Annotated in this window: 20 protein-coding genes and 1 tRNA gene; 7 read left to right on the top strand and 14 right to left on the bottom strand. The window is 73.6% G+C overall.

Going from position 1 to position 16,176, the window contains the following annotated elements; all coding sequences use genetic code 11:
- Positions 1–4: 4 nt before the first annotated feature.
- Both AB0Q96_RS22030 and AB0Q96_RS22025 read right to left on the bottom strand, forming a co-directional pair.
- Entirely contained in the window at positions 5–220 is a 216-nt protein-coding gene (locus AB0Q96_RS22030) for a zinc ribbon domain-containing protein (RefSeq protein ID WP_365327905.1), read from the bottom strand.
- Between the two features lie 22 nt (positions 221–242).
- Entirely contained in the window at positions 243–1,559 is a 1,317-nt protein-coding gene (locus tag AB0Q96_RS22025) for a hypothetical protein (RefSeq protein ID WP_365328318.1), read from the bottom strand.
- A 206-nt stretch (positions 1,560–1,765) separates the two neighbouring features.
- Between AB0Q96_RS22025 and AB0Q96_RS22020 the strand changes: the two genes are divergently transcribed.
- A tRNA-Val gene (locus tag AB0Q96_RS22020) sits at positions 1,766–1,840 on the top strand.
- Between the two features lie 102 nt (positions 1,841–1,942).
- Here AB0Q96_RS22020 and AB0Q96_RS22015 read toward each other — a convergent pair.
- Positions 1,943–2,332 carry a hypothetical protein gene (locus AB0Q96_RS22015; protein WP_365327903.1) on the bottom strand — a complete coding sequence of 130 codons (390 nt, stop codon included), beginning with the start codon at positions 2,330–2,332 and terminating at the stop codon, positions 1,943–1,945.
- A 91-nt stretch (positions 2,333–2,423) separates the two neighbouring features.
- On the opposite strand from AB0Q96_RS22015, the gene sigJ reads away from it, so the two are divergent.
- Together sigJ and AB0Q96_RS22005 are read left to right on the top strand one after the other, a co-directional pair.
- A complete protein-coding gene (gene sigJ, locus AB0Q96_RS22010) occupies positions 2,424–3,335 on the top strand; it encodes an RNA polymerase sigma factor SigJ (RefSeq protein WP_365327900.1) in 912 nt (303 codons plus the stop codon).
- A 58-nt stretch (positions 3,336–3,393) separates the two neighbouring features.
- On the top strand, positions 3,394–3,987 hold the full coding sequence (locus AB0Q96_RS22005) for a DUF4231 domain-containing protein (RefSeq protein ID WP_365327899.1): 594 nt from the start codon (positions 3,394–3,396) through the stop codon (positions 3,985–3,987).
- Here AB0Q96_RS22005 and AB0Q96_RS22000 read toward each other — a convergent pair.
- Positions 3,977–4,426: a lamin tail domain-containing protein gene (locus AB0Q96_RS22000; protein WP_365327897.1), complete on the bottom strand. Its 450-nt coding sequence runs from the start codon at positions 4,424–4,426 to the stop codon at positions 3,977–3,979. The two genes, AB0Q96_RS22005 and AB0Q96_RS22000, sit on opposite strands and share 11 nt — an antisense overlap.
- Before the next feature lie 222 nt (positions 4,427–4,648).
- On the bottom strand, positions 4,649–5,413 hold the full coding sequence (locus AB0Q96_RS21995) for a GntR family transcriptional regulator (protein ID WP_365327895.1): 765 nt from the start codon (positions 5,411–5,413) through the stop codon (positions 4,649–4,651).
- Between the two features lie 224 nt (positions 5,414–5,637).
- Between AB0Q96_RS21995 and AB0Q96_RS21990 the strand changes: the two genes are divergently transcribed.
- Both AB0Q96_RS21990 and AB0Q96_RS21985 read left to right on the top strand, forming a co-directional pair.
- Entirely contained in the window at positions 5,638–5,853 is a 216-nt protein-coding gene (locus tag AB0Q96_RS21990) for a hypothetical protein (protein WP_365328316.1), read from the top strand.
- A 49-nt stretch (positions 5,854–5,902) separates the two neighbouring features.
- Positions 5,903–6,214: a DUF2277 domain-containing protein gene (locus tag AB0Q96_RS21985; protein WP_365327893.1), complete on the top strand. Its 312-nt coding sequence runs from the start codon at positions 5,903–5,905 to the stop codon at positions 6,212–6,214.
- Here the strand turns inward: AB0Q96_RS21985 and AB0Q96_RS21980 are convergent.
- The 3 genes from AB0Q96_RS21980 to AB0Q96_RS21970 form a co-directional block, all read right to left on the bottom strand.
- Complete coding sequence (locus tag AB0Q96_RS21980) at positions 6,174–6,827, bottom strand: VTT domain-containing protein (RefSeq protein ID WP_365327892.1); 654 nt, start codon at positions 6,825–6,827, stop codon at positions 6,174–6,176. The genes AB0Q96_RS21985 and AB0Q96_RS21980 overlap by 41 nt on opposite strands.
- Before the next feature lie 60 nt (positions 6,828–6,887).
- Positions 6,888–7,352 carry a DoxX family protein gene (locus tag AB0Q96_RS21975; RefSeq protein ID WP_365327890.1) on the bottom strand — a complete coding sequence of 155 codons (465 nt, stop codon included), beginning with the start codon at positions 7,350–7,352 and terminating at the stop codon, positions 6,888–6,890.
- Positions 7,353–7,465: 113 nt separating this feature from the next.
- Positions 7,466–8,101, bottom strand: coding sequence for an HNH endonuclease family protein (locus tag AB0Q96_RS21970; protein ID WP_365327889.1), 636 nt, complete (start codon positions 8,099–8,101; stop codon positions 7,466–7,468).
- Positions 8,102–8,300: 199 nt separating this feature from the next.
- Between AB0Q96_RS21970 and AB0Q96_RS21965 the strand changes: the two genes are divergently transcribed.
- Positions 8,301–9,041 carry an ABC transporter permease gene (locus tag AB0Q96_RS21965; protein ID WP_365327887.1) on the top strand — a complete coding sequence of 247 codons (741 nt, stop codon included), beginning with the start codon at positions 8,301–8,303 and terminating at the stop codon, positions 9,039–9,041.
- A gap of 131 nt (positions 9,042–9,172) precedes the next feature.
- Here the strand turns inward: AB0Q96_RS21965 and AB0Q96_RS21960 are convergent, their stop codons facing one another.
- On the bottom strand, positions 9,173–9,838 hold the full coding sequence (locus AB0Q96_RS21960) for an HAD-IA family hydrolase (protein ID WP_365327885.1): 666 nt from the start codon (positions 9,836–9,838) through the stop codon (positions 9,173–9,175).
- 169 nt (positions 9,839–10,007) lie between these two features.
- Positions 10,008–11,126, bottom strand: coding sequence for a peptidoglycan-binding domain-containing protein (locus tag AB0Q96_RS21955; RefSeq protein ID WP_365327884.1), 1,119 nt, complete (start codon positions 11,124–11,126; stop codon positions 10,008–10,010).
- 255 nt (positions 11,127–11,381) lie between these two features.
- Between AB0Q96_RS21955 and AB0Q96_RS21950 the strand changes: the two genes are divergently transcribed.
- A complete protein-coding gene (locus AB0Q96_RS21950) occupies positions 11,382–13,439 on the top strand; it encodes an MFS transporter (RefSeq protein ID WP_365327882.1) in 2,058 nt (685 codons plus the stop codon).
- A gap of 61 nt (positions 13,440–13,500) precedes the next feature.
- Here the strand turns inward: AB0Q96_RS21950 and AB0Q96_RS21945 are convergent, their stop codons facing one another.
- The 4 genes from AB0Q96_RS21945 to AB0Q96_RS21930 form a co-directional block, all read right to left on the bottom strand.
- On the bottom strand, positions 13,501–13,977 hold the full coding sequence (locus AB0Q96_RS21945) for a GNAT family N-acetyltransferase (protein ID WP_365327881.1): 477 nt from the start codon (positions 13,975–13,977) through the stop codon (positions 13,501–13,503).
- An 81-nt stretch (positions 13,978–14,058) separates the two neighbouring features.
- A complete protein-coding gene (locus AB0Q96_RS21940) occupies positions 14,059–14,391 on the bottom strand; it encodes an antibiotic biosynthesis monooxygenase (protein ID WP_365327879.1) in 333 nt (110 codons plus the stop codon).
- 28 nt (positions 14,392–14,419) lie between these two features.
- On the bottom strand, positions 14,420–15,094 hold the full coding sequence (locus tag AB0Q96_RS21935; RefSeq protein WP_365327877.1) for an O-methyltransferase: 675 nt from the start codon (positions 15,092–15,094) through the stop codon (positions 14,420–14,422).
- A complete protein-coding gene (locus tag AB0Q96_RS21930; protein WP_365327876.1) occupies positions 15,091–16,164 on the bottom strand; it encodes a DUF2330 domain-containing protein in 1,074 nt (357 codons plus the stop codon). The genes AB0Q96_RS21935 and AB0Q96_RS21930 overlap by 4 nt, the downstream gene beginning before the upstream one ends.
- Positions 16,165–16,176: the final 12 nt, after the last annotated feature.

The following is a 16,176-nucleotide window of genomic DNA, read 5'->3' as shown; positions in this document are numbered from 1 at the left end:
GGCCTCAGCCGCAGCACCCGCCGCCGCAGCATCCGCCTCCGCCGCCTCCACCGGGCGCGGGGGCGGAGCCCTTCCCGCCGCCGACGGCGACGGCGGAGAGCAGCTTGACGGTGTCGTCGTGCCCGACGGGGCAGGCGGCGGGGGCGGAGGACTCGGCCATGGGACGGCTGAGCTCGAAGGTGTCGCCGCAGGTCCGGCAGCGGTACTCGTAACGAGGCATGGACACAGGTTACGGCGTGCCCCTACGCCTTCCCCCGTTCCTCCCGGATCTGTTCGACGACCTGCCCGGCCGTGGCGCGGATCGCCTCCAGCTCGGTCAGGAAGGCCCAGTAGTCGGGATGCCGCCCGCTGTCCAGGGTCCCCACGGCCCGGTCGATCCGGGCGACGGCCTCGTCGAGGGGCCGGGCGTGCCGGGGCTCGGGGGTGGAGCGCCCCGCCATGGCGAGCCGCTGCGCGTCCCGTACGGCGAAGCGGGTGCGGTCGATCTCGGCCTGCGGGTCCTTGGCGACGGCGTTCAGGCGGCGCAGCCGCTCCCCGGCGGCGGCCACGCCCTCGTCGGCGGTGTTGAGCAGGGCGCGGACGGTGGCGAGCAGCGAGGTGGCGTCGGGCCAGCGCTGCTCGTCGCGCGCCGTGACGGCCTCGGCCAGCCGCTCCTCGGCCTGCCGGGCGGCGGTGGCGGCCTGCTCGGGCACGTGCTGGAGGTCCTGCCAGCAGGCGGCCGAGAACCGGCGGCGCAGCTCGGACAGGACCGGCTCGACGCCGTCGGCCCGGGTGGCTAGGGCCTGGGCGCGGGTACGGAGCGACACGAGCCGCTTGTCGATCTCGGCGGCCCGCTCGGGCACCCGGGCCGCCTCGGTCCGCACCGCCTCGGCCTCCCGGAGGACCCGGTCGGCCCGTTGCAGCGTCTCGGCGACGCCGTGCCGCCCGGCGCCTTCGTTGAGCCGGGTCAGCTCGGGCCCGAGCAGCGCGAGCCGCCGCGCGAGCTCGTCGGCCCGGAACCCCTGCTCCCTGGTGGCGTCGAGCGCGACCGCCGCGCCGCGCAGCGCCTGCCGGGCCCGCTCCACGGCGGGGGCGAGCCGGGCCAGCTGGGTCTCCGCCCGGTCGATCAGCGGCGCGAGGCCCTGCTCGAACCGGTCGAGCTCGCCCTTGACCCCGACGAGCTGGTCCCGGGCCCGCTCCAGCTCGACCTTGGCCCGCCCCGCGGCGGCGGCGTCGAGCTCGTCCCGATCGAGATCATGCCCGTCCACGGCCTCGATATAGACATGGCTGACCTCGTCGATCCGTCGCCCCAGCGCGGCGAACCCGTCCACCGCGCGCCGGGCGTCGGCGGAGTCGTCGGCGGCGGTGATCGTCTCGATGGAGATCCGCAGCCCGCGCTGCGCGGTGTCCAGCTCGTAGAAGGCCGCCGCGGCGGCGTCCTTCGCGGCCTGCGCCTCGGCCCGCCGGCTCTCGTCCCGCCCCCCGAACCACCGCCGGGTCCCGCCCCCGGCGAAGGCCTGCGGCAACAACGCGACAACCAGCAACGGCAAGGCGAGCCCCAGCCGAACCACACTGGTGATCCCGGGCGTCGCCCCGCCCCTGTCCTCGGTCGCCGCCACGTTCCCTCTCCCGTGCTGTGTCCGCCCTGCCCGGTCCGCTACATTCTCCCACCCGCTACGGACGAAGACACGGCCCCCTCAGTTCGCCCGAACCCCCACCCACTTCCCCACCCCCATCGGTTTGTGATCCCCACCGGTCCGCCATGTACGCTGTTGCTTCACTCCACGGGTGCGTAGCTCAGGGGTAGAGCGCTGCTCTTACAAAGCAGATGTCGGCGGTTCGAAACCGTCCGCGCCCACCACACGAAGGCCCCCAGCCGATCTTGGCTGGGGGCCTTCGGCGTTCCTGTCGGGCCGGGGCCGTTCGCGGTCTCCGGTCTCCCGGTGCGTCGAGGGCCGGTCGGTCAGCTGGTTCTTCTCGGAGTGACGGTGTGTGCGGCCAGGGCCAGCAGGCTGAGGCCGAACATCAGGACGCCCAGGGGGACGTGGACCGACGGGACGTGTGCGATGCCCAGGAGGACCTGGGCCGAGGCGAGGAGCAGGAAGACGGTCGCGTACAGGATGGGGCGGGGGGTGCCGCCGCCCGGGCGCCAGGCCAGGGTCGCGGCCAGCAGGTAGAGCATCGACGCGCCGTACATCACGCGGGCCCCTATGCCGTGCAGCAGCTCGCCGTGCGAGGAGGTCAGCAGGAGGCCCGCGGTCGTCGCCTGGAAGAAGAGGGTGAGGGTCTGGAGGGCCACCGTCGCGCGGAGGAACGTGGCGGTCGCGGGAGTCTGCGTGGGCGTCGTGGGCATCTTGGGCCTCTGTTCTGTCGCTTCGCGGGCGGGTCGGTACCTTCTCGGTAGTTCGACGACGCGGGTGCGTGGAATGTGAGGCGGGGGGCGTATGAGCGGTGTGTACGGGGGTGAGGGCGGCGTGCTCGTCTCGGAGCGGCGGCGGCTCACCGATCTCGCCTACCGGCTGCTCGGGTCGGTCGCCGAGGCCGAGGACGCCGTCCAGGAGACGTACGCCCGCTGGTACGCCATGTCGCCGGAGCGGCGGGCGGCCGTGCGGGTGCCGGGGGCCTGGCTGACCACCGTGGCGGGGCGGGTCTGTCTCGACCTGCTCGGTTCGGCGCGGGTCCGGCGGGAGCGGTACGTGGGGGCCTGGCTGCCGGAGCCCTTGCCCGACCGCGGCGAGTGGGGTGGGGGGACCGCGGCCGATCCCGCGGAGCTGGTGACCCTCGACGAGTCCGTCCACATGGCCTTTCTCGTCGTCCTGGAGGCCATGACGCCGGCCGAGCGCGTCGCGTTCGTCCTGCACGACGTCTTCGGGTACCCCTTCGCCGAGGTCGCCGCGATCGTCGGCCGGACGCCCGCGGCCTGCCGGCAGCTGGCCTCCTCGGCGCGCCGCCGGGTCGCCGCCGCCAAGGCGCCCGCCGCCCCCGCCGCCGCCGGGCAGGCCGGTGTGGTGCGGGAGTTCAAGGAGGCGTGGGAGGCGAAGGACATCGGGGCGCTGGTCGGGCTGCTCGATCCCGACGCCGTCATGACGGCCGACGGCGGCGGCCTCGTCGGCACCGTCCTGCGTCCGGTCGAGGGCGGCCGACGGATCGCCGACTACCTGCTCTTCATCGCCGGCAAGGCCCCCGGACTTCGGCTCCTGGAACGGTCGGTCAACGGCCGGCCCGGCCTCGTCGCCCGGCTCGGCGACGTCACCGTGACCGTCGCCGCGTTCGACCTCGGCGAGGACGACGGCAGGGTTCGGCGGATCTGGGTCGTGCGCAATCCGGAGAAGCTGCGGCCCTGGAGCGAGGGGTGAGAGGGGAGGGGGACGGGTCAGGTTGACTCGCGGGCGGCGCGGCGGTCTACTCCCACGCATGGATCAGGTGGGGGACGCGCCCGAAGTCGAGGCGCGGAGCGGCGAGATGACGCCGCAGACGTACGTGGAGACGCGGCTCGCGCAGTACCAGGAGTGGTACGACCGCAAGGCCACCAAGATGAAGGCGATGCATCTGCGGATGCGTACCGTCTCGGTGGTCGGCGGCGCGCTCGTGCCCGTTCTCGTCAACCTGGACGTGGGGTTCGCGCGGATCACCGCGACCGTGCTCAGTCTGGTCGTGGTGGCGTCCGTGTCGCTGGAGAGCGTCTACCGCTATCGCGAGCAGTGGAAGAACTACCGGTCGACCGAGCAGCTGCTCGGCCACGAGCGGGTCTACTTCGCCGCTCGCGTCGGGCCGTACGACCGGCTCTCCGACCGGGACTCGTTCACGACGCTGGTCGCGCGGGTGGAGAAGGCGATCGCCAGCGAGAACTCGGCCACGCTCAACGTCATGACCCTCGGCGGGCAGGTCAGCACCGAGCTTCAGCAGTACGGGCTCCCCCCGCAGCGCGAGGAGAGCCCGGCGGGCCCCAAGGGGCCGCAGGAGCCGAACGGTCAGGCCCGGCCCGACGGTTCCGCCGTCAGCACATGACGTAGTCGACGCGGGTCGAGTTGTACGAGCACGTGTCGATCCGCGCACCGTTGGACTTGCGCAGCGTCGCCGTGTCCCGGTCGTTGTTCCACACGTACGCGCCACGGCCCTGGTAGAGGTTCGCGGCGGTGTTCGTGCCCCGGCCGGTGCGGACGGTGACCGTCTTGCCCTTGCCGAGGCTGAAGTTGCCGAAGGTGTACTTGTGGTTCGACGCGTCCGTCAGCGTCCAGCCGCGCAGGTTGACCGCCGCGCCGGTCGTGTTGCGTATCTGCACGTACTCGGCGTTGAGGCTGGCCGTGCTGCGGGTGTCCGAGCCCGGGCTGTCGTAGTAGATCTTGTACAGGTGGACGGAGCCGGCCGCCTGGGCGGGCGAGGGCAGCAGGAGCAGGCCGGCTGCGGCGGCAGCGGCGGCGGCCGCGACGGTGCGCGTACGGAGCATGGGTGTCCCTTGGCGTGGTGGGGCGGATGCGATGGTGACGGGGCCGGGCCCGCCCCGACGGGCGCCCGGCGCGGACACAGAATACGCACGCTCTTCACAACTTCCGCACCGAGTTCCGGAAATGACCGCCCGGCGGCCGGAAGTGGATTCCCGGCCCCCCAGGGGATCCCCGCCGGCTTCCCAGTGGATCCGCAATGGATCCCCGTCTCCCCGCCCCCCCCGTCACGCGTCGAAGTCGTACTCCAGTACGTACGACGCCGAGTCCAGCGTCATTTCGTTGAGCTCCACCGGAACTCCCGCCTCCGTGAGCGCCGTCCGGCTGATCAGGATCACCGGCGTGCCGAACTCCAGCGCGAGCCGCGCCGTTTCCTCGGCCGTCGGCATCCGGCAGCGCAGCTCCTCGCGGAAGTGCGCCGGCCGGTGGCCGAGTTCGGTCAGGCGGGCGTAGGTGCCGCCGGGGCCGGTGTCCGGTTCCGTGATCGCCGTGCCCTCGGCGAGGGCCGCCGGGAGGTACGAGACGGAGAGCAGCACCGGCTTGTCGTCCAGCACGAAGCGTCGGCTGCGCACGCAGACCGCCGTGTCGGGCGAGGCCAGGCCGAGCGCCCTGGCCACCCGCGCCCCCGCCGGAGCGGCGGCCCGGATCTCGACCTCGTCCACGAGGAGGGACCGGTCCTCGATGTCCGCCGACCAGACCGAGCGCCCGGCGCCCCAGTGCGCGTGCGCGAGCCGCGGGATGCCCCTGCGGCGCAGCGGGCGGAAGGTGCGGACGAAGACCCCGGCCCCCTTGCGGGCCTCCGTCAGGCCCTCGTTGCGCAGGACGGACAGGGCCTGGCGCGCGGTCATCCGGGCCACGTCGTAGGTGGACATCAGATCGTTCTCGCCGGGGAGTCGGTCGCCCGGCGCGAAGTCACCCGACTGGATCGCGGTTCTCAACTCGTCGGCGATGCGCTGGTACTTGGGCCGACGACCGCTGTCCTGATCAGTCATGGGTGGACCACTCCCTTCCGTCTGCGGGACACCCTACGGCCCGGTTCTCCGAGGTGGTGTACACCTGTGCGCCGTCCCGCGCCGCCGATCCGTCCTTCGGGGGACATCTCTAGAGATGCGTTGACACAGGGGGGTCTCAGGGCTTCTCTGGGTGTATCTATCTGATCTCTGCCAGATCTCTGTCAGAACTCTGCGTAAGGGGACGGAGGGAATGCGTGCAGCCCATGCCCGAGGTCGGTGACCTCGTCCGTGATGCCGCCACCGGGCGGGTCGGCTTCTACGTCGACAGCGTCTCCGGTCGCTTCCTCATCCGGGCTGTCAACGGCGACTGCGCCTGGGAGGCCGAGCCCGCCGACGTGCAGCTCGCCACGCCCCTGCGGGAGCTGCGCGCCCGTGCCGCCGAGATCAACGCGCGGAGCAGACGGAGTCTCGGCGGCTGATCCGGCCGGCGGGCCTGACGTTGTCAGTGGGGCGCGTCACACTGGAGGCATGTGCCGCAGCATCAAGACCCTCCGACCGCCGGCCCTCCCCGAGGAGGCCACCGAGGACGACTTCCGCGCCGCCGCCTTGCAGTACGTCCGCAAGGTCTCCGGCTTCCGCGCGCCCGCCGCGCACAACCGCGAGGTGTTCGACCGGGCCGTGGACGAGATCGCGGAGGCGACCGCGCGTCTCCTCGCGGGCCTGGAGATACGGGGGAGTCACCCGCATCCGGCCCAGGGGACGACCCAGGGGACCGGCGCCGCCGCTCCGGACCGGCCCGTCAGCCCGCGGTCGCGGGAGCCGCAGCCGGACGCCGTATGACGTAGGCCGCCACCCCGCCCGCCAGGAACAGGGCGAGGACCGGGACGCAGGCGCCGAGCCAGGTCGCGCCCAGCCAGCGGCCGCTCAGCCAGCCGAGTCCGACGCTGTACGTGGCCCAGGCCACGGCCGCCAGGGCCGACCAGGGCAGGAAGTCCCGCAGCCGGCGGCCCGTCGCGCCGGCGCCGAGGGAGACCACCGAGCGCCCGGCGGGGGCGAAGCGCGCCAGGACAACGAGCAGGCCGCCGCCGCGCGCGAGGGTCTCGCCGAGACGTTCCTGCGCCGCTGCCAGGCGGCGCGAGCGGGCGACGGCGCGGGCCAGCCGGGTCCCGCCGCTCCTGGCCAGGCGGTACGCGAGGAGGTCGCCGAGCGTCGAGGCGGCGGCCGCGCAGAGCAGCAGGGGGAGCAGGGCGGGGGCGTACGGGCCCGCCGCCGCGCCCGGGGCGGCGGCCACCGTGGCGGCCGAGGACGCGGTGGCGGCCGTGACCACCAGGATGCCGCTCGGGAGCACGGGCAGCAGGACGTCGAGCAGGATCGACGTCGTCACCGCCGCGTAGATCCACGGGCCCGAGGTCAGCGCCTGCAGTGACCACCCCGTGCCGTCGAGCACGTTCACAGCGCCAGAGCCTACGTGGGGGCGGCCCCGGCCGGACCGACCGGGGCCGGAAAGCGGCGCCTAGGCGGCGACCGTCGGGCGCTTCTCCTCCGAGGACGGCCGCGCGGCGGCCGAGGAGCGCGCGCCGAAGAGGCTGTCGAGCGCCAGCGCGCCGGGACCGGTGAAGACGAGCAGCAGGAAGGCCCAGCAGAACAGGGCCGCGCCGTCGCCGCCGTTCTGCAGCGGGAACAGGCCCTCGGGCTGGTGGACGTCGAAGTACGCGTACGCCATCGAGCCGGAGGCTATGAACGCGGCACCGCGCGTCCCCACGCCCAGCAGGACCAGGGCGCCGGCGCCGAGTTGGATGACGGCCGCGTACCAGCCGGGCCAGGCGCCGGTCTCCACCGTGCCGCCGCCGTTGGCACCGCCGAGCACTCCGAAGAGCGAGGCGGCGCCGTGGCAGGCGAACAGCAGGCCGATGACGATCCGGAACAGGCCGAGGGCGTACGGCTGCGCCTGATTCAGGCGGTTCGCAAGGGTGTTCATGTGGGGGGAGGGCTCCTTCGGTTTCGCGGGGCCCTCAGGTTAGGCATCCCTCACTAGTACTTGCAACTTCAACATTCCGCCCTGTGAGACGCCCTGGTCGGAGGCGGGTGGGGTCAGCAGCCGGCGAGGGTCGACTGGAGCGCGGACTTCTCGGCCGAGTCGACGCTGAGGTTCCAGTAGTACTTCACGTGCACCCACATGCGGGCGTACGTGCAGCGGTACGCCGTGCGCGAGGGCATCCACAGGGCCGGGTCCTTGTCGCCCTTGGCCTGGTTGACGTTGTCCGTGACCGCGATCAGCTGAGGGCGGGTCAGGTCGTTGGCGAAGGACTGGCGCTGGGCGGTCGTCCAGGAGTTGGCGCCCGAACGCCATGCCTCGGCCAGCGGCACGACGTGGTCGATGTCCAGGTCCGAGGCGGCGGTCCAGGTGGCGCCGTCGTACTCCGAGTACCAGCTGCCGCTGACCGAGGCGCAGCTGGAGTCGGTCACGACGTTCACGCCGTCCCGCTTGAGGACCGTCTCGCGCGTGTTGCAGGCGCCGGACTGGGTGATCCAGTGCGGGAAGAGGTCGCGGCTGTAGCCGCTGGTGGAACCTTCCGTCTTGACCGTCAGGGCGGCGAGGTAGGTACGGGCCGTGGCGGCGCTGACCGGAGTGGGCGGGGCGGCCTGGGCGGCCGGGGCGGTGGCGAGCAGACCGGTGGCGGCGGCGGCGACGCCTATTCGACGCGCGTAGACGCTGGCGACGGACATGCGAACTCCTTTGATGTGGGGGGACCTTGACCGTGGCCGGCCCCCGTGCGGGTGCGGAGGGGCGCCGGACGGCCCGGTCATCGTGACGGCGCCGGGTTTCCGTGGGGGGTGCGCCAGGTAACAGGGTGGCGACATGAGCACGTCACATCAAGGGGTGTGACGTGCCGGCAGTTCCCGTGCGGGGTCCTAGGGTTGGCGCGTGCTCGTGGACGTGAACGTGACATTCGGGGCGGTTCTCGCCGTTCTGCTCGCCCTCGCCGCCGGGGTCGTCGCACTGGCCCGGCTCGGCCGCGCCCGCGACACGCTCGTCGCCGGAGCCCGCGCGGCCGCGCAGCTCGTGGCCGTCTCCCTGGTGATCGGGTGGGTCGTCCGCTCGGTGCCGCTGCTGATCTGCTTCCTGCTGCTGATGTACGCGGTGGCGGTACGGACGGCGGGGCGGCGGATCGTCCCGGCGCCCGGCCGGGCCTGGCGGTGGGCCGCCGTCCCGATCGCGGCGGGCGTCGTCCCGGTCGTCTCGGCCCTGGTCCTCACCGGCCTGGTGCCGCCGCGCGGCATCACGCTCATCCCGGTGACCGGGATCCTCATCGGCGGCGCGCTCACGGCCACCGTCCTCGGCGGGCGGCGCGCCCTCGACGAGATCCGGGGGAGGTGGGGGGAGGTCGAGGCGGGGCTCGCGATCGGCCTCCCGGAACGCGAGGCCCGCCTGGAGGTGGCCCGCGAGGCGGCCTCCGACGCGCTGCTGCCCGGCATGGACCAGACCCGCACGGTCGGCCTCGTCACCCTTCCGGGCGCCTTCGTCGGCATGCTCCTGGGCGGCGCGTCACCCCTGCACGCGGGCGCGGTGCAGCTCTTCGTCCTGGTCGCCCTGCTCCTGGTCCAGGCGGTCGCGGTCGCGGTGACGCTGGAGCTGGTGGCGCGGGGGCGGCTGGTCAGGGTTTAGGGGGGGCGGGAGCCGCCGAGATCCGCTCCCCGGGGGCTCCGCCGCCCCCGAGATCCGCTCCCGGGTACGGCGAAGCCCCCGGGATCCGATGGTCCCGGGGGCTCCCGCGTGCGGGTCGGCCCGTTCGTGTCCTACGCGAACGTCAGCGTGATCGTGCCCTCGGCGCCCGGCTCGACGCGGAGCCGGGTCAGGTCCTGGACGTGCGCGTCCGGCGCGAAGGCGGCGGCGCGGGGGCCGACGCCCACCACGCGCATGCCGGCCGCGCGGCCCGCCTGGATGCCCGCCTCGGAGTCCTCGAACACGACGCAGTCCTCGGGGGCGAAGCCCAGCTCCGCCGCGCCCTTCAGGAAGCCCTCCGGGTCCGGCTTGCTCGCGCTCACGCCCTCGGCGGTCACCCGGACCGCCGGCATCGGCAGCTCGGCCGCGCCCATCCGCGCCCGGGCCAGCGCCTCGTCGGCGGAGGTCACCAGGGCGTGCGGCAGCGTCGCCAGGGCGGCCATGAACGCGGGCGCGCCCGGCACCGGCACGACACCGTCGAGGTCGGCGGTCTCCTCGGCGAGCATCACGCGGTTGTCGGCGAGGTTCTCCTCCATCGGCCGGTCCGGCAGCAGGACCGCCATCGTGGCGTACCCCTGGCGCCCGTGCACCACCTTCAGGGCCTCCACCGGGTCGAGCCCGTGGCGCTCCGCCCAGCGCCGCCAGCAGCGCTCCACGACGGCGTCGGAGTTGACGAGCGTTCCGTCCATGTCGAGCAGGAGGGCACGTGCGGTGAACGACGCCGGAGTGGTGGCAGTCATCAGGGATCTCCAGGAGGGGTGGTCGGAGACGAGATGAGGAGGAAAGGGACAGAGCGGTCCCGCCCGCCGGTCAGGGAGTGCGGACGGGGCCACTTTGTTTCTCCACGATACAAAACGAGTCGGCTTCCGCGCCAATCCGTCCGCATCGCGGGACCCGCCGGCGGCCCCGTCACCCCGAGGTCTCGGCCTCCAGCGCGCGGCGCGTGGCCGGCCCGTAGACGCCCTCGGGGTCGTCGGAGATGTACTTGTACGACTGGAAGATCTCGACCGCGTGCTCCACCTTCCTGGTGAACCTGCCGTCCTCGGGCCCGTTGTACAGCCACAGCTCCTTCAGGCGCCGCTGGAGCTCCGCCACCTCGTCCCCGCTGGAGCCCAGGCTGAGGGTCGGCCCCTCCGGGTCCTCCGTGGCGCTCGGGGCCACCCCGGGCGCGCTCGACGGTGCGGTGGTGGTCTTCGTCGCGGTCGCGGCCGGTGCCGTCCTGGTGGCGGACGCCGAGGTCCGGGCCGGGGTGGCGGAGGCGGTCGCGGTCGCGGTGGGGGCCGCCGAGGTGGTCCGGGCGGAGGGGGAGGCGGTCTCCGTCGGGGTCGGCGCGGTGCTCGGCTCCTCGGAGACGGCGACGTTCTCGGACGCGCTGGTGGTGACCTCGGGGACGGCGGCCCGGTCGTCCGTGTCGCTCCCGCCGATCATCGCGGTCGCCATGACCGCCGTACCCACGACGGCGGCGGCGACCACGCCCGCGACGGCCAGGGCCCGGCCCCGCCCGGAGCGCCGGCGCCCCTCGGGGGCGTACGCGAGCGTGTGCGAGACCTCCTGGGCCCCGTCGAACCCGGCGCTCCCGTCGAACCCGGCGGCCCCGTCGAACCCGGCGGCCCCGTCGAACCCGGCGGCCCCGCCGAGTCCAGAGGCCCCGTACGCGCCGGTGTCGGCCTGCCCTGCCCCGTACGCCTGCCCCGCCCCGTACGCCTGCCCGTACTCGTACCCGTAAGCCTGCCCCTGGTCCTGCCCCGACCCCTGCCCGTACGAGGGTCCCGCCACTCCCGGCAGGAGCAGCGACATCGTCTCGGACGGATCCCCGGCCGGACGCGGCACCGGGACCTCCGCCGGGACCTCCGCCGGCACCTCCGCCGGCAGCGGTCCGGCCAGCGGCCCCGGTCCCGCGGGCGCCCCCGCTCCCGCTCCCGGCGGCACGGGCGGCACCGGCCGCAGCAGCGTCGTCGTGTCCTGCGGTGACTCCAGCGTCACGTACGGCCGGATGCGCAGCGGATCGAAGTCCTCCGCCGCCGCCACCTCCGCGGCCTGCGCCTCCGCTCGGGCGCAGGCGCAGCCCGGTCTGTGTAGACCGCATTCAGGACAGGCGTGTCCGGACATCGTTGGTTCCCTCCCCGGTTCAACTGCGAGCGATTATGCAGCCAGCCCACCCCGGTGGAGTGAACAGCTGTGCCCTTTCGCCACTCCTCCGCAGGCCATACCGGGGCAAAGCAACCAGGATGGAGCCGTACGGAGGGGGACGAACCCCCAGCGGCCCGGCCGGAGGAGACGCCCATGGCCCAGGAAGTACGCGCGCCGCGCGCCGGCGGCGACCCCCTGCCCGGGGAGGGCCAGAACCAGCGCACCGTCATCATCGCGATCGGCGCACTGCTGCTCGGCATGCTGCTCGCCGCGCTCGACCAGACCATCGTCTCCACCGCGCTGCCGACCATCGTCAGCGAACTCGGCGGCATGGAGCACCTCTCCTGGGTCGTCACCGCCTACATGCTGGCGTCGACCGCCGCCACGCCCCTGTGGGGGAAGCTGGGGGACCAGTACGGGCGCAAGAAGCTCTTCCAGAGCGCCATCGTCATCTTCCTGATCGGCTCCGCGCTCTGCGGCATCGCCCAGAACATGCCGCAGCTCATCGGCTTCCGCGCGCTCCAGGGCCTCGGCGGCGGCGGGCTCATGGTGCTGTCGATGGCGATCGTCGGCGACCTCGTCTCGCCCCGCGAACGCGGGCGCTACCAGGGCCTGTTCGGCGCGGTCTTCGGTGCGACCAGCGTGCTCGGGCCGCTGTTGGGCGGACTGTTCACCGAACACCTCTCCTGGCGCTGGGTGTTCTACATCAACCTGCCCGTCGGCATCGTCGCGCTCTTCGTCATCGCCGCCGTGCTGCACATCCCGGTCGGCGGCACCCGCCACACCATCGACTACCTCGGCACCTTCCTCATCGCCTCGGTCGCCACCTGCCTGGTCCTGGTGGCCTCCCTCGGCGGCACCACCTGGGCCTGGGGCTCGTCGCAGATCATCGGGCTCTCCGTCCTCGGCGTCGTCCTGCTCGTGTGGTTCGTGTACGTGGAGCGGCGGGCCGCCGAACCCGTGCTGCCGCTCAAGCTGTTCCGGATCCGGACCTTCAGCCTGGTCTCCGTGATCAGCTTCATCGTCGGCTTCGCGATGTTCGGCGCGATGACCTACCTGCCGACCTTCCTCCAGGTCGTGCAGGGCGTCAGCCCCACCATGTCCGGCGTCCACATGCTGCCCATGGTCCTCGGCATGCTGCTCACCTCGACCGCCTCCGGCCAGATCGTCTCCCGCACCGGCCGCTGGAAGGTCTTCCCGCTGGCCGGCACCGCCGTCACCGCCCTCGGCCTGCTCCTCCTGCACCGGCTGACGGAGACCAGCTCCACCTGGGAGATGAGCGTCTACTTCTTCGTCTTCGGCGCCGGACTCGGCCTCGTCATGCAGGTCCTGGTGCTCGTCGTGCAGAACGCCGTCTCCTACCAGGACCTCGGCGTCGCCACCTCGGGAGCCACCTTCTTCCGCTCGATCGGCGCCTCCTTCGGCGTCGCCATCTTCGGCACCGTCTTCACCAACCGCCTCACCGACAAACTGGAGGCGGCCCTCGCCGGGCAGCGGGTGCCACCCGGTGCCGGGGCGGCGCAGATCGCCGCCGACCCCCGGGCCATCGCCGCCCTCCCGCCGGAGCTGCGCCCCTCGGTGCTGCACGCGTACGCCACGTCCATCACCGACGTGTTCCTGTACGCGGCGCCGGTCGTCCTGATCGGCTTCGTCGTGGCCTGTTTCCTGAAGGAGGACCCGCTGCGGGCCTCGGTCACCGCGCCCGACACCAGCCAGACCCTCGCCTCCAACCCCGTGGAGCGCTCCTCGTACGACGAGTGCGCCCGCGCGCTGTCGCTGCTCGGCTCCCGCGAGGGGCGCAAGCACGTGTACGAGAAGATCACCGCGCGCGCCGGGCTGGACCTGCTGCCGGCCGCCAGCTGGCTGCTGCTGCGGGTCCGCCGGCACGGGACCGTGGAACCCTCACTGCTCGCCGACACCACCCCCGTACCGCTGCGGGCGATCACCGAGGCCGCCCGGCAGCTGGAGGAGCGGCGGCTGGTGGACCGCGAGGGGGTCCAGCTCGTGCTCACCGAGGACGGGGCGCAGACGGCGGTCCTGCTCGCCAAGGCGCGCGAGGACTCGCTGTCGGAGCTGCTCGGCGACTGGTGGGGGCCGGACCGCCCGACCGATCTGGTGCAGCTGGTCGAGGAGCTGACCGCCGAACTCGGCGGCTCGGACGGGGAGCGCCCCCGCTCGCCGGAGCCCCCGGGCGACCACCACGCCCCCTGAGGCGGGGCGCCGCATCCCGGAGCGCCGCCCCCAGGAGTGACCCGCCCGCGCCCTCCGGCGGTCAGAGCTCCTTGCCGTACCAGATCTCCATGTACGGCCCCGAGCAGTACGCCGGTATCTCCGCGTACCCGTGCCGTGTGTACAGCGCCCGCGCCTCCACCAGGTCGAGCCGGGTGTTGAGGACCGTCCGGCGGGCGCCGAGGTCGCGGGCCGCGTCCTCCAGGCCGTCCATCAGGGCGCCCGCGCCGCCCTTGCCCCGGAAGGCGTGCCGGAGGAACACCCGGGTCAGCTCGGCCCGTTCGGCGTCGAGCAGGAGCACTCCGCCGCAGGCCGCGGGGGTGCCGTCGTAGCGGCCCACGAGGAAGCGGCCGGTGGGCGGGGTGAGCTGCTCGACCCCGTCGCCGGCCAGCCCCTCGTCGATCTCCGCCTCGGTCGCCGGGCGCTTCCAGTACCGTCCCGCGACGTCGCCGTAGTAGGCGCGGCGCAGCGCGGTGGCGTCCGGGGTGTCGACGTGCTCGGGCGTGAAGATCCAGGTCATGCGCGCCATTGTGCGGCGCGCGGGGCCCGGGACGCAGCCGGGTTTCGCCGACCCGGCCGCGGGCTGTCGCGGGACCCCGGTTCAGTTCTTGGGGGACGCCGTCTGCACGACCTCGAAGGACCACAGGGTGGAGCCGGTCGCCGCGGGCTTCGGCCGCTCGGCCCCGCCCTCTCCGCCGGAGGTGCCCTGGTGGGCGGCCTTCATGGAGCCGTTCATCCAGTTCTGGAAGTCCTCCTCGCTGCGCCAGCGGGTGTAGACGAGGTAGGAGTCGGTCCCCTCCAGGGGGCGCAGCAGCTCGAACCACTCGAAGCCGTCCGAGCCCTCGACGGCCCCGGCGCGCGACGCGAAGCGCTTCTCCAGGACCTCGCGCTGCTCGGCCGGCACGGTCAGTACGTTGATCTTCACGATGCTCATGAAGGGCAGGATATGACCGGTTCCCCGGTCAGTCCGTCACGCGGGCGATCAGCAGCCCGTCGTGCCCCTTCGTGCCCACCGTCTGGAACGCGGTGGCGTCGAGCCGGGGCTCGCGGGCGATCAGGTCGAACATGGCGCGGATGCCGGTGATCGCCGGGTCGTCCGGGTGGGCGGTGGCGACCTTCCCGCCGCGCGCCACGTTGTCGACGACGATCAGCGAGCCGGGCCGGGAGAGCTTCAGGGCCCAGCCGACGTAGTGCGGGTTGTTGGCCTTGTCGGCGTCGACGAAGACCAGGTCGAAGGGGCCGGCGCCCTCCTCGGCCAGGACCGGCAGGGTGTCCAGGGCCGCGCCGGTGCGCACCTCGACGATCTCGTCGAGGCCCGCGCGGGCGAGGTTGGCGCGGGCCACGTCGGCGTGGACGGGGGAGTACTCCAGGCTGATCAGCCTGCCGTCGGCGGGCAGCCCGCGGGCCAGCCAGATGGTGCTGTAGCCGCCGAGGGTGCCGATCTCCAGGACCTTCCTCGCGCCCTGGACGCGGACCAGGAGGTTCAGCAGTTTGCCCTGGTTGGGGGCGACCGCGATCTCCGGCAGGCCGGCGGCCGTGGAGTCGGCGAGCGCGGCGGCGAGCGCCTCGTCGGCCGGGGCGAGCAGCTCGGTGAAGTAGTGGTCGACGGCGGTCCATTGATCCTGGTCGTTGCTCATGCGGCCGAACGTACACCGCCGTTCGCGCGCCGGGCCCGCACCGCCACGAGGACGCCCGCCACGGTCAGGAGGGCCGCCCCGCCGAGGGCGAGCAGCCAGGCCGGGACGCCGCCGAGGGTGAGCAGCCGGTCGGTGTAGTACACCGTGCGGTACGGGGTGTCGGCGGCGGCGCGGACGAGGGTGTGGTCGTCGTCGATCCGGGCGGGGACGGGGAAGCTCTGCTCGACCGCGGTGAGGAAGACCGGGGCGCGGCCGGTGAGTTCGGCGACGGCGCCGTCGGGCGCGTCGAGCGTCCCGGCGAAGGTGACGGCGGGCCGGTCGCCGCCGATGCGGTCCCGCGGCTCCATGCGGTGGCCGGAGAGCACGTACAGGTCGAGCGCCTGCGGGGTCCGCGCCAGCCGGGACAGGCGCATGGGGTAGACGGGGGTGTCGTTGGCGAAGGTGATCCGCAGCGGGTCGAGGGCGCCGCGCAGGGGTGCGCCGGCCTGTTCGGGGGCGAGGCGGACGGCGACGTACTCCCATCTCCGCTCGACGTACGGGCGCAGTTCGGCGGCGAGCCGGTCGGGGAGTTCGAAGCCGTTGCGGTGCAGCCAGTCGCCGAGCGCGTCGGGGTCGGTGGCGGTGAGGCGGGCCACGTCGAAGGGGCCGAGCCGTTCGCGGCCGACGACGCCGACGCCGGGGGCCCGGGCGGTGGGCGGCGCGGCTCCGGCGACGCCGTCGGTGTCGCCGGAGGAGAAGGGCCAGTCGCCGGAGCGGGGCCAGAAGTGGTCGCGGTCCCGGTAGGCGGGTGCGGTGAGCCGTTCCAGGGCGTCGAACAGGGCGGGGTCGCCGAGTCGGACGTCGGCGCGGTGCGGCACGGGCATGACCCAGGCGGCCTGGTCGGCGTCGCCGCGCACGGTGAAGCGCATGACGATCCGTTCGGTGCGGGTCCGCTCGTCCCAGTGCACGGCCGAGGTCTCGCGGTCGACGCCGATCCGGGCGCCGCGGCCCGGGATCATGGCGCCGCAGCCGCACGCGTAGGCCGGCGCGACGAGCGAGCCGGCCTGGAGCGCGAGCAGCGCGACGAGCATGGTGAGCAGTCT

It is taken from the genome of Streptomyces sp. NPDC093111 (genome assembly GCF_040683955.1).
Classification (GTDB): Bacteria; Actinomycetota; Actinomycetes; order Streptomycetales; family Streptomycetaceae; genus Streptomyces.
The sequence above is the reverse complement of the archived record's forward strand: the minus strand, read 5'-3'. Positions and strand labels throughout refer to the sequence as shown.